We start from the raw sequence: 13313 nt of genomic DNA, 5'->3' as shown, positions 1-13313 counted from the left end.
AATAACTAACTTAAATAAACACTTAAATAAACACTTAAATAATTAAAAATAGTAAGCTAGGTTGATATTAAAGCGGTGATCCCAATTATCATTAGTTTGGACTAACCCCAAACTATTGCCCCCAAGCCAAAGCACATTCTTCGCCATATAATGGTCCACATACACAAAGACGGGACCATAGGCTAGCGATACCCCTGTGGAGTTTAGTATGGAGTCATCAAACTCTTCAAAGTCTGGCTGTACCATACTGAAATCGTTATACACAGTTAGGCTACCCCACGAGATGCCAATACTTTTAGACAAGTTAGCCGTATAGATATTACCTTTACTTGCGACTTCATAGAATCCACCTAGCATACCCATACCAATTTTATCTGGGTCGATTTGGCCATCGTCATACTGGTCAAAATCAAAGGCTAAGTACTGTGCTTGAAAGCCCCAACCGGCATAGTTCATATCAAGGTGCACTGCATAATTTAGCGTATCGCCATTCTCACCAAACTCTGAGTTATATAGCTGACCATACTCAACTGACGCACCCAATATTGTGGTTAGCTCACCACTGGTTAAGGTAAAGCTTTGGCGCGCAACCAGAGTATTGGTTTCTTCGTTGTTATAACTAGTACCATCGACAGTGCCCTTAGCCACAGTACCCGCAAAATCGCGGTGATCAGTGCCGCCGTAAACCGCGTTTTTAATAAAGGCAAATTCAGATAATGAAACCCCATTTTGGTACTGAGCACTGACACCCACGCCATAATCGTCTTCAAAACCCATGTAATAGTTTAAGCTGTACCACCAGTTATGAGATGCGTAGCCTTTATTACCAAAGGGTTTACTAATGACACCACCATTAATGGTGAGATCTTTATTTACATCCCAAAAAGCATAACCGTATTTTAAATGATCATAACCATCATAAAAACGGTACTCCGCTTTAACGCCAATGTCATTCCACTTATCTGAAAAAGTAATAGAAAGAAGATTGAAGTCAAAATCACCCATTTTATCTTTTGATGGCTCGGAATAATCACTGTAACTATAATTTGCCCGAACAGAGCCACCAATATTAAGATCATCTGCAACCGCTGTATGACTTGCCAAAGCCATTAATATTGACAATGGTATTGCTGTATTTAATTTATTCATCTGAAACATCCATTTCATGTAAAATAAATATAAATTGCGTTAATACGTACAACGTCATCATATTAATACAATTTATATTTCAATATCGCCATAAAAAGTGGCAAGGTCATTGCCACCCATACTTATCAAATGACTACCATTTAACTTTGGTTAAGTCGCATTGAATCACTTCACCGCGTTTAGCAGGTGTGCCTGGGTTATTTGCTGATTCACACAACAAAGTCGTGCCGTAGTCATTGCGTTTGTCGTTGGCATTACTGCGGGCCCATACCGATACAATCGCGCGCTCTTCAGGCTTCGCTTCACAACTACCATCAACATCAAATGCGTGAATCGTATTTTGATGGAAGTAGATCAATGGATCTTGCTCGCTGCTGCCAGACAGCCACATTGTTTGAGAGTTGTGCTGTCCCTCATCAAACTGCACCCGACGCACCTTGTCGTCCTCTTTAACTGTGCTAACTAATGGTGAGTCTTCACGGATAGCCATAGTTTTAAATTGATTGGTGCAAGCAGGTACACGCATGTTGTAGTACATTTCAGAAACCGCATGGTTATGGAACGGATACAAGGTATCAACTGACTGAACCGTCATGCCGACTTCTGCCCCCACCTTTTCACCATTAATTTCGTCAATACGCAATAAACCCCAATGACCAAAAATTTCTGCATAGGCATAACCACCGCGAATATTATTGAAATTCTTATCATTTCGCTTACTTTCTTCGGCATACATAGGGAACCAGCCAGCTGCTGCCCACAAGTTAGGCAATGAGTTAGCGCTAATGTCGTAAGGGAATACAGCCGGCATTTTTACTTCATCACCGGTGACCATTTTGTAGAAGTTTTTAGTAAAGCTTTTGCCGTATTGCTGCACTTGTTTATCGGTCACTTTCTTATCGAAAAACTCGTCAAAAGTCGTACGACTAAAATGCTGTGCCACTGGAGAATTCTTGCTGAGCTCGCCACCTGGGTTATAAATCCAACTCACATCTTCTCGTGCACCAAAACACTTCTTTGCTTCATCGCTATTGTTAATCACTTGGTAGATGTTTTTAACCATCAGCTTCATATCGCGTCTGTCCATCACGCACATATGTTGCCCACCCTCAGTAGAGTCAACCATTGCGGTATCTGAATTTAAACAACCACTGGCTTGGCCATTGGTTAATGCAATAGCGTAAGCCTCTAAATACGTTAATGTTTCATCCCACAAAATATCAATATACTTTTGATCTTTAGCGCTGTATTGAGGGGAATCACCTAAACACTGAAATTGAGCACTATTAATATCGTTTTTATCTAGAAAGTCAGGAATATCAGCTGCCACAACACTGTTTGATAAAAGTATTGTTGCGAGCACCAGTTTACTATTCATACATCACCCTATTGGTTTAAATTATAATTTTTAATAACTATATAAATACTATATTTGGAATGGTTTCCAAAAATGGTCCGATAGCTAACTTTACTTATTAAAACCCAATATTTGTCACATATTAAAAACAAATGTAAAAGATATAAACAATATTAAAACATGCTTATTTATTAAGGCTAAACCGTTTAAGCAGAAATAATTAAAAGACAAAAAAGGCCATAATTAAATTAATTATGGCCTTACTCATTATTCAGTGTCGTTGAGATGAAACGACACTAAAAATATTTGAGTTGAAGTTACTGCTGAAACTTATCAAACTTAAATGTATGACAGTTACTACATAATGGCTGCTTAGTGCCATGTTCGCTATGACACTCTTGGCAAGGAAGCTCTTTGCCGTAATGTAAGTTGTTGTGTGGGTTCTGCCACTTATCATCTTCACTACGTGCTGTTTGCTCTGCTAAGTCATCAACATCATGACACTGCAAACACGCTTGATCTGATGGAAATTGCTTGATGCCATTGTCATGACATGTTTTACAATCTTTACCGATCACTTCTTTATGGTGGTCACGTATTTCTACAGCTTGTGCAGATAAGGTTAGTAGGCAACCAAAGGTTAGCGCTAATACCGCTTTTAATTTACTCATCGCTCATTCCTCTTATTATCTGGCAAGTTTAGGCTTTCATCATGCTGCGCGCAGCCGTCATACCCATCACCATGCATTCAGGAATAGAGCAACTCCCTAAACGGCTCACACCATGAATACCACCACATACTTCACCGGCCGCATATAGGCCTGGGATAGCTTGCCCAGTAAAGCTGTCTTTTACTTCAGCGTTAGTGTTGATCTGCACACCACCTTGGCAGTAATGCACTTTTGGCCATAAGCGAACCACTGTGAATGGCGCCTCAATATACTTACCCTTTGCCTCTGTCATATTCTTACCAAACTGAGGATCATTTTGCGTTTTAACGTACTCGTTATACTCAGAAATTTGCTGCTTAAGCGGCGCTAATGGCACATCGAAATGCTTCGCAAGATCATCAATTGAGTCAAACTTCCAACCCACATCGTACTTAAGCACTTTCTTGGTATTAGGATGCTTTTTAGAATCCTTATAGCTAGTGATCAAGATTGGAGGCAGAGCGTTACCTTGTGCATCACGACAATTTAGCTCGGCATCAGCACGGGTTTTACGGTCGGCAATCTCGTTCATGAAACGCTGACCAGTTAAACGGTTAATCGCCACTGAATGCGGGAAGTTATAAATAGAGTAGTTAGACACATAACCAAAACCACCTTCATCTGGTGATGCCCATGGGCCAGACTGGATATGTGCTAAGTGAACAGGAACCGCGCCTAGGCGGAACATTTCGTACATCCCTTCACCTGTAGCGCCAGGTGCGTTAGTACAACCTACTTCAGCTGTCAGCGTTGGGTCTTGCGCCATACGCAGATCAACGTTTTGCGCGAAGCCACCTGTCGCCATAATCACGCCACGTGTCGCACGAATATTACTGACTTTACCCGGCTGATCTTCACCAAAGTGATAGTTGTCACGCATTTTCACGCCAACGACTTCACCTTTATCACCGACTAAGAAACCTTCAAACTTAGCACGGTTATGAGTATGCACACCTAATTTGCGACACTCATGCAGTAATGGCTGGGTGATCCCCGCGCCACAGCTCACTGTTGTTTGATAAGTACGTGCAACAGAGTGACCACCTAACTGCTGTAGGTATGGGTGATATTCAGAACCCGCATCTAAAGTCATCTGTAGCGCTTCTACAGCGTGTTCAGCTACGTGACGTAATAATGCCTCATCAGCAATACCACGGCCCGACTTTAACTGGTCGGCAACCATGATTTCTACAGAGTCTTTAACACCTTCTTGCTTTTGCATCGGTGTGCCCGGGGCTGCGAACAAACCACCGTTAATGGCAGAGTTACCGCCAAAATAAGACATCTTTTCGAAAATATGTACATCTTTTGCGCCTTTACGCGTGGCTTCAATCGCCGCCGCTAAACCCGCAAAACCTGAACCGATAATTAGGACTTCTACTTCTTGGTCCCATTTAACGCCATCCGCTTTCTCAGATACGGCCAATGCTGGTGCAGCTAGCGCCACGCCAGCTGCAGCTCCGAATCCTTTAATGAAATTACGGCGTCCTAGCAGATCTTTATTGCTCATCTGTCATCACCCTATTAGTTTTATTAGACGCAATAATCATAGGGCTGGAACCCGTTCCAAAACGGGAGGTAAACAAGGATTTACTGTATACAATAAAACAACATTTACGAATTTTAACCGAGATCTAATGTTTGAGTTTTTTATTACTTTAGAGGTATTTTGGAATCCATTCCAAATGCAGACCAAGTGCAAAGTCCTTAACAACAAAACCCTAAAAATGCTGAGATAGCGCGAGTTTACTTGCATTATGACGTAAGCCGTATCCCCCTTTAAAAGCAAATTTAATCTGGCAACAACCCCACGATATGTTTAGGTTGTATTTTTGTAACCATGACAGAGAAAACGCACTCATAATCAGCGCAATAATCTCGCCAAGATAGATAACCTTTCGCTTTAAAGGCGATGATTTGATGATTAAACTCATTCAAACTTGATTACAATTTCCGATTATAATTTCCGATTACAATTTCCGATTACAATTTCCGATTACAATTTCCGATTACAGTTTCCGATTACAGTTTTCGATTACAGTTTTCGATTACAGTTTTCGATTACAGTTTTCGATTACAGTTTTCGATTACAGTTTTCGATTACAGATATGGATTCGAGTGGAATTACGGATCTGATACAGGTACTTATATTAAAAAAGCGCTAAACTCTCGATAACAGTAACGATAAGGGTAACTATCACGCCTTTATGCTGCTTAGTATTAATTGGAAAACCTGACATATTATGGAATTAGAAGAGATCTACCGCCAAGATCTGAGCTTATTGATCGCCCTGCAAATTTTGGTCGAAGAGCGCAGTGTCACTCAAGCAGCCAAACGCTTGCACCTGAGCCAATCGGCGACTAGCCGCATATTATCTCGCCTGCGAGAGATGCTAAACGATCCTTTGTTTTCACGTGTTGGCCAGCAACTCGTACCCACTTCATTTGCACTCGAGTGTTATCAGCAATTACGCCAACCCACAGGCCAGCTCATCGAGCTGCTAACTCCAAAAGCTTTTGTGCCCGAGGAGTGCCAGCAACAATTTTCTATCGCAGTGACTGATTACGCCATGCAGGCATTAATCCCGTTTATTTTGCCCGGTATTTACCAAAAAGCGCCGCAGATCAGGTTAGAGATCGTGCCTGTGCAGCAAAAAGAATTACAAGCGCAGCTAAGTGTTAAAGGCGCCGATATGGCAATTTGCCGCGCCATTGGTCAAACCGGGAATCTGCAGCACACCTTTCTTGGGAAGGTCGGCGTCAGTTGCTTATTGTCCCCTAACCACCCACTGGCTAATAGCGACATCAGCTTAGAAGATTACCTGCATTATCCCCATGCCACCATTGCGATTAGTGATGGGGTCAAGGCGTTGCTCGATGATGCCATAAGCCAATATCCGCCGCGCACCGAACTACTGCGCACGCCGCATCTAGATACCGCGTTGGCACTGCAATCGGTTAATCCGCTGATTATTACCCTGCCAGAAGGCATGGCTGAAATGGCAGCCCAGCGACATAAACTAACAGTTAAACCGCTGCCCTTTAAGCTGCAAAGCCTAGATTACAATCTGTTTTGGCATTCTCGCTGTGAGCAAGACAAGGCGCAAAAGTGGTTACGCCAAGAGATAGCTAACGCCACACAAACCTTGTTGGAGCAAACGCCACAAAATCTGTAACCGATTAGTATTTTCTAGCTCCTAGGACGCAGTGCTTCGAGGGCGGACATAATAAACAAGGTTCTAGGTTCTAGGCCCTAGAGCGCTGCGCTTCGAGGACGGACTTCGTCCTACTAGGAAAAGCAAACACCAAAACAGTGCCTTTGCCACTTTATGTAGGTCGGCATTTATGCCGTCAAAAAAATAAATCGAATTAGAGATGGATTGAACTGCAGATAGACATCAAAGATATGGGTCGCATGCATGATGGGCTAAAGCCCAACCTACAGAAGAAAGCATGCTTTTCCGGCTTTCCTAGGACCTAGGCTCTTTCTCAGCTTTTCCTAGATCCTAGCACCTGCTTATAGCTGAACTAGCACGCGACCAGTTACCTGGCCTTTAATGATACGTTGAGCAAATTCAGGTACTTGCTCAAGCGAAATAGTCTCGCAAGCATCTTCAAAGTAGCTAGCGGGTAGCAAATTAAGTACCGCTTCCCACGCTGCTTGACGCTTGTCAAATGGGCAAGAAACCGAGTCAACACCTAGCAGCCTCACGCCGCGTAGAATAAATGGCATCACGGTAGTCGGTAATGCAAAGCCACCTGCTAAACCGCAAATAGCAGCAGCGCCGCCGTAGTTCATCTGTGCTAATGCGGTTGCCAATACCTTATTACCTACGGTATCCACTACGCCGGCCCAGCGCTGCTTTTCAAGCGGGCGCGAGTCCACTTCAAGCTCGCTGCGATCAATGACTTCACTGGCACCTAACTTAGTTAGCAAGGCACCGTTTTGCTCTACGCGACCGGAGCTTGCCACCACACGATAACCTAACTGCGCTAGCAAGGTCACCGCAACTGAGCCAACGCCACCACTGGCGCCAGTGACTAATACATCGCCATCACTAGGCTGTACACCCGCCTGCTGCAATGCTTGAACACACAACATCGCCGTTAAACCTGCAGTACCAATCTGCATCGCTTTAGCAGCATCGCAATTGCTTGGCATTGGTACTAGCCAGTCGGCTTTAACACGGGCTTTCTCGGCTAAGCCGCCCCAGTGATTCTCGCCTACGCCCCAGCCAGTTAAAATCACCTTGTCACCCGCTTGATAACGCTCGTCACTCGACTCAAGTACCGTACCCGCAAAGTCGATGCCCGGCACCATAGGGAAGTTACGAATGATTTTGCCAACACCTGTAACCGCTAAGCCATCTTTGTAATTGAGTGATGAACATGAAACGTCCACCAACACTTCGCCTTCAGGCAAGTCAGCCTCGGTGATTTGACGAACATTCGCCAAAGTAAGCTTTTCTTCTTGGGTCAAAACAAGTGCGTTAAACATAACAAGTTCCTATTTAAACTGATGAGAGAAGCATAGGCCATAAATAGTTATGAATGAAGTGCATATTTTGCATAGAAACAATGCACAGGATTCATGTTTGATAACGACTAGCACAAATAACCAAAACCAAAGGCTCTAATTATTGTTATATGGAGCAACAATATAGCCAAAAAACCTAGCAATAAGCTACTCGACTTTTTTCCTATACCCTCGCCATTATTTTATCTACTACACTGAGTTATCGCATAAATAATACACAAGGAATCGTTCGTATGATTTATAACAAACCAGGCACCCCCGGCGCCATTATCAATTTCAAACCACAGTACCAAAATTTCATTGGCGGTAGATGGACTAAACCGGTTAATAATCTTTACTTTAACAATACTTCCCCCGTAGATGGCCAGGTATTTTGCCAGGTGCCACGCTCAGGTTCAGTTGATATTGAACTTGCACTCGATGCCGCCCATGAAGCCAAAGACAGTTGGGGCAAAACCTCGGTCACCGAGCGTGCAAACATCTTGCTACGCATTGCCGATCGCATTGAGCAAAATATTGAATACTTAGCCATTGCCGAAACTTGGGATAACGGTAAAGCTGTACGCGAAACGCTAGCGGCCGATCTACCGTTAGTGGTCGACCATTTCCGCTATTTTGCTGGCTGCATTCGCGCCCAAGAAGGCAGCGCCGCCGATATTGATGCTAATACTGTTAGCTACCACTTTCCCGAACCCCTTGGCGTGGTTGGTCAGATTATTCCGTGGAACTTCCCACTACTGATGGCGGCATGGAAAGTTGCCCCCGCGCTCGCTGCTGGCAACTGCGTGGTACTCAAACCTGCTGAGCAAACACCGGTATCAATTCTAGTGCTGCTCGAACTCATTGAAGACTTACTGCCAAAAGGCGTGCTGAATGTGGTCAATGGTTTTGGCGCTGAGGCCGGCCAAGCGCTAGCCACCAGCAAGCGCATTGCAAAACTGGCCTTTACTGGCTCAACCGAAGTAGGTCACCATATTTTAAAGTGCGCCGCTGAATCATTGATTCCATCAACCGTCGAGCTTGGCGGTAAGTCTCCTAACGTTATTTTTGCCGATGTAATGGATCATGAAGATGAATACCTCGATAAAGCCATAGAGGGCATGTTGTTGGCGTTTTTTAATCAAGGTGAAGTCTGTACCTGCCCATCACGCGCATTAATTCACGAGTCTATTTACGACAAGTTTATTGCTAAGGTGATTGAGCGCTGTAAAACGATTAAGCAAGGTAACCCACTCGATACCGACACCCAAGTGGGCGCGCAGGCCTCGCAAGAGCAGTTCGATAAGATCTTAAGCTACCTGGACATAGGTAAAGATGAAGGCGCTGAAGTATTGATTGGTGGCGACATATGCAAACTTGAAGGTGAACACGGTCATGGCTTTTATATTACGCCGACAATCTTAAAGGGCACCAATGATATGCGCATCTTCCAAGAGGAAATTTTTGGCCCAGTCATTTCGGTAACGACCTTTAAAGATGAGGCAGAAGCCTTAGCGATTGCCAACGATACCGAATACGGTCTAGGTGCAGGTGTATGGACTCGCGATATGAATACCGCCCAGCGTATGGGACGCGGCATTCAAGCGGGACGCGTATGGATTAACTGTTACCACGCCTACCCTGCTCACGCCGCCTTTGGCGGTTATAAAAAATCAGGTATTGGCCGTGAAACCCACAAGATGATGTTAGATCACTACCAGAACACTAAGAACCTGTTGATCAGTTACGATGCTAATCCGCTAGGTTTCTTCTAGCTCGCTTTACCTTGTTCTCACCTTATGCAGGCTGGCAGTTGCCAGCCTGCCCCGCTCACTGACTCACTGACTCACTGACTCACTTTCAAATAAGTTGAGAACCCTGGCTTCGGATTTCCAAATTGGCAATCACTCTTTAGCCGTTTTTCACTATAAGAATTCAGCGTTAGCATCTTAAAATATATCCATAAAATATTAGTGGATACTGCACCATGACCGTCGCAAACAGAATCGCTCAAATAGCTCGTGACCCTAACCTTTCGCCAAAGCAAAAGTCTAACTTCTTAGCCTTAGAAGCAGAAGCGAGTCTGCCTTATGTTGAGGTGTCAGATGCCGTAGCCGAGGCCAAAGAGCAAGGTGTTATCTGTGATATGTTTGAAGGCAACGCGCCGTTCAAGCCAAGATATGTTCTGCCCGATTACGCCAAGTTTTTACAAAATGGTTCTGAGTATTTAGAACTAAGCCCGGCGCAAGACTTAGATGAAGCCTTAAATGCATTAACTATCATCTATCACCATGTACCATCAGTCACCAATATTCCCGTTTATCTAGGTCAACTCGATGACGTGCTATTACCATTTTGCCAAGGTCTTGATGACGAGACTATTTATCGTAAATTAAAGCTATTTTGGATCATGCTAGACCGCACCTTGCCAGATGCCTTTATGCACGTAAACATTGGCCCGACAGACAATATTGTTTGCCGCACCATTTTACGTGTCGATGCCGAGCTTAAGCAGATAGCGCCGAATCTAACCTTTATGTACGACCCACAAATTACGCCGGATGAGCTACTACAAGTTGCCGCCAGCAATATTTGTGAGTGCAGCAAACCCCATATTGCTAACTACCCAATCCATGCCAACACGTTTGATAACAAAGGCTTCGGTATTGTCAGTTGTTATAACTCGCTGCCATTAGCCGGTGGTGCCAACACCTTAGTAAGACTGAACCTAAAAGAGGTCGCCCTTAAAGCCAATAGCATCAGTGACTTCTTCGATAATATCCTGCCGCAATACTGCCAGCTCACATTCGAGTTGATTGACGCACGCGCTAAATTTTTGCATGAAGAATCTAACTTCTTTAATAGCTTTTTAGTTAAAGAAACCTTGATTGAAGAATCACGTTTTGCACCTATGTTTGGGATCTACGGCATGGCCGAGGCTGTTAGCATTCTGCAGGGCACACCTGATTTCAATGAAAACAACATAGACCAATCAAGAGAAGATAAGCCAAGCAGCCATTATGGTCATAGTGCGGCAGCTAACGAGCTTGGGCATAAGATCTCTAAAGCACTCGATGCCATCGTAAAATCAACACCTGTAACTTACGGCTACAACGGCCGAGCGTTATTGCACTCGCAGGGCGGCATTAGCATCGACAAAGACGTGACGCCGGGCGTGCGTATTCCCTATGGCACCGAGCCCAACCCGATTGCGCATATTCAAGCGCTCGCCGAGCATCACCAGTATTACACCTCGGGGATTAGTGACATTCTCACCATAGATGAAACGGTTAAAGCCAACCCACAGGCGATGATGCAGCTGTGCAAAGGTGCGCTGAGTTTAGGTTTTCGCGAGTTTACCGCCAACGTGGCCTCAAACGACTTGATCCGCGTCACAGGTTATATGGTTAAGCTGTCTGATATCGCCAGCTTTAAAGCAGAGGGCTCACGCACCAATACCACATGGTTAGGCGCTGAGGCAGCAGAGAATACTAAGATTTTGCAGCGTCAGCCTCGTGTGGTAGCTAATGAGCATGCGCCGGTATACGCCAAATAACGGCCAAGTAAGCTGCTTATAAATTAACAATTAGTTTAATACAGGGTTTAGAGTAAAACATGGGCAGAGTCGCGACGGTTAACCAAATTATTCCCTTCTCTTGCGTCGATGGTCCAGGCAGTCGCCTAGTCATCTTCCTGCAGGGGTGTAATTTTAGCTGCAAAAATTGTCACAACCCGTACACCATAGACATGTGCGACAGTTGCGGCGATTGCGTGGCCACCTGCCCAGCAGATGCGTTAGCTCTGACAACAACAGTTCAAGGTAAATCTAAGATCGTTTGGGACAGTGACAAGTGCACCCAGTGTGATATTTGTTTAACCACCTGCCCTAAGCAATCTAGCCCTAAGACTCGTCAATTCAGCGTAGAGCAAATGCTTACGCTCATCCGCAGCCAAGTGCACTTTATCAACGGCATCACCGTCAGCGGCGGTGAAGCCACTTTGCAACTGCCGTTTATCGTCGAGCTGTTTCAAGCGATAAAAGTCAGCGCAGATTTAGCTCATTTAAGCTGCATGATCGACAGTAACGGCTATGTAAGTGAAAACGGCTGGCAGCAAGTTATGCCCTACCTAGATGGCGCGATGATCGATCTAAAGTCCTGGCAAGAGCACACTCATTATTACATCACAGGCCGCGATAATCATCGGGTCTTTAGCAGTTTAAAACGGCTTGCGGCAGAGGGGAAGTTATACGAAATACGCTTGCTGTATATTCCGAGAATAAGTGATATTGACAGTGAGATTAACGCCATAGCAGGCTATTTAACCCAACTACCCGTCAATGTAAGAGTCAAGCTCAACGCTTTTCAACACCATGGTGTAACAGGCGAAGCCCTTAATTGGCCAACTTGCAGTGAAGCGCAGATGCTTGAGTTAGCGGCACGGCTAACTGAGCGTGGAGTACGTAATTTAGTTTTACCCAATGTTTATTTGTAGGCTTTCTTGCCAGCCTAGTGTGGGCACTTTAGGTAAAGCGGTGAACCTTTGGGTTGCTAATGCTTAGGCAGCATTTGCAGTAACTTCAGACATATATGGTTCTAATGGCCTGCAACCGGCGTTTTGATACGCGATTCTAGCCAACGCGTTAACGCTAGGAAGAATCTACAGCGGTGAACCTTTAGGTTGCTAATACTTAGGTAGCATTTGATATAGCTTCCAACATCAGTGGTTCCAATGGCCTGCAGCCGGCGTATGTGCAGACACTTCTTAGGCACGCTACAAGTACGTCCATGTAAGCTCTACGATGGCATCCATGCCATCAAAGGCCTAAGCCGCATCTACACGGGGTTGGAAAAGCAGAACCTTTAAAATGAGGAGTCACGCCTAAAGAGCTAGGACCATCTAATTCATAAATTTAAAACAGGCTAATCATCTAGCCAATCCAGTGACGAAGATAGCTCAACAAGATCTTTATAATGATCAGACTTCAGTTTGTCTAAACCACAATCTAGATATAAATATTTTAACCAAGCATTGCCAATTTCATACTTACGAAGCTCAGTACTTCTGCTCTGTTCCAATTGCTTAAGTATTACTTGTAAATCTTCTATAGGATTAGAACTCTTTTCCCTGTTCCTTGATACTATCAAGTTAATGGCCGTGTTTTCACTAGAAAAAAACGAAGAGAACATCTCAAAATATTTGTTTAAAGTCATAAAATAAGACCCATTTGGATACTTATTACCAGAATTAGGCCTAATGTCTGATAACTTTAAAGCTGGCTCAAAATTAGATACAACAAGAGTTTCTGACTTATAATTGATAGCCATATATTGATTAAGCTTTATCTTATTTCCGTAACCTTTTTGCTCTCGCTCAAAGCCTCCAGCTATTATATCTTCAAATAAAAATTCATCTTTTTCTCTGAAACATAGCAATGTAACAAGCATCAAAAGGTCTACTTTACTGCTGGTAGGTAGATTAGTAATTGTCGCAATCACTCTATCTGGTAAGCCCCTAGAACAGTAGACACTTCATAGAGTTATACTTAACCAAAAATATGAGGTGTTACATGCGCGGAAAA

10 protein-coding genes are annotated in these 13313 nt (G+C 44.1%); 4 read left to right on the top strand and 6 right to left on the bottom strand.

Annotation, left to right across the window (positions count from 1 at the left end; genetic code table 11):
* Positions 1-42: 42 nt before the first annotated feature.
* The 4 genes from ACVBIK_RS16210 to ACVBIK_RS16195 all read right to left on the bottom strand — a co-directional run bounded on the left by ACVBIK_RS16210 (position 43) and on the right by ACVBIK_RS16195 (position 4726).
* The gene (locus ACVBIK_RS16210) at positions 43-1149 is read right to left on the bottom strand and encodes a hypothetical protein (protein WP_447170095.1); all 1107 of its coding nucleotides are present in this window, start codon (positions 1147-1149) and stop codon (positions 43-45) included.
* 133 nt (positions 1150-1282) lie between these two features.
* The gene (locus ACVBIK_RS16205) at positions 1283-2527 is read right to left on the bottom strand and encodes a hypothetical protein (protein WP_447158921.1); all 1245 of its coding nucleotides are present in this window, start codon (positions 2525-2527) and stop codon (positions 1283-1285) included.
* A gap of 296 nt (positions 2528-2823) precedes the next feature.
* Positions 2824-3177, bottom strand: a complete 354-nt coding sequence (locus tag ACVBIK_RS16200; protein WP_447158922.1) for a cytochrome c3 family protein — start codon at positions 3175-3177, stop codon at positions 2824-2826.
* A gap of 28 nt (positions 3178-3205) precedes the next feature.
* Entirely contained in the window at positions 3206-4726 is a 1521-nt protein-coding gene (locus tag ACVBIK_RS16195) for a flavocytochrome c (protein ID WP_447170094.1), read from the bottom strand.
* Positions 4727-5459: 733 nt separating this feature from the next.
* Here ACVBIK_RS16195 and ACVBIK_RS16190 point away from each other — a divergent pair.
* Positions 5460-6392: a LysR family transcriptional regulator gene (locus tag ACVBIK_RS16190; protein WP_447158924.1), complete on the top strand. Its 933-nt coding sequence runs from the start codon at positions 5460-5462 to the stop codon at positions 6390-6392.
* A gap of 341 nt (positions 6393-6733) precedes the next feature.
* On the opposite strand, the gene acuI is transcribed toward ACVBIK_RS16190, so the two are convergent.
* Positions 6734-7714 carry an acrylyl-CoA reductase (NADPH) gene (gene acuI, locus ACVBIK_RS16185; RefSeq protein ID WP_447163505.1) on the bottom strand — a complete coding sequence of 327 codons (981 nt, stop codon included), beginning with the start codon at positions 7712-7714 and terminating at the stop codon, positions 6734-6736.
* A 272-nt stretch (positions 7715-7986) separates the two neighbouring features.
* Between acuI and exaC the strand changes: the two genes are divergently transcribed.
* The 3 genes from exaC (at position 7987) to ACVBIK_RS16170 (ending at position 12226) form a co-directional block, all read left to right on the top strand.
* Positions 7987-9507 carry an acetaldehyde dehydrogenase ExaC gene (gene exaC, locus ACVBIK_RS16180; protein ID WP_447170093.1) on the top strand — a complete coding sequence of 507 codons (1521 nt, stop codon included), beginning with the start codon at positions 7987-7989 and terminating at the stop codon, positions 9505-9507.
* 212 nt (positions 9508-9719) lie between these two features.
* Positions 9720-11288, top strand: coding sequence for a YjjI family glycine radical enzyme (locus tag ACVBIK_RS16175; RefSeq protein WP_447158927.1), 1569 nt, complete (start codon positions 9720-9722; stop codon positions 11286-11288).
* A gap of 59 nt (positions 11289-11347) precedes the next feature.
* Positions 11348-12226, top strand: coding sequence for a YjjW family glycine radical enzyme activase (locus tag ACVBIK_RS16170; RefSeq protein ID WP_447170092.1), 879 nt, complete (start codon positions 11348-11350; stop codon positions 12224-12226).
* A gap of 428 nt (positions 12227-12654) precedes the next feature.
* Here the strand turns inward: ACVBIK_RS16170 and ACVBIK_RS16165 are convergent, their stop codons facing one another.
* Positions 12655-13230, bottom strand: coding sequence for a hypothetical protein (locus ACVBIK_RS16165; RefSeq protein ID WP_447170091.1), 576 nt, complete (start codon positions 13228-13230; stop codon positions 12655-12657).
* Positions 13231-13313 lie beyond the last annotated feature (83 nt).

This window comes from Shewanella sp. 125m-1 (assembly GCF_052977065.1).
This window is presented reverse-complemented; position numbering and strand designations above follow the sequence as displayed.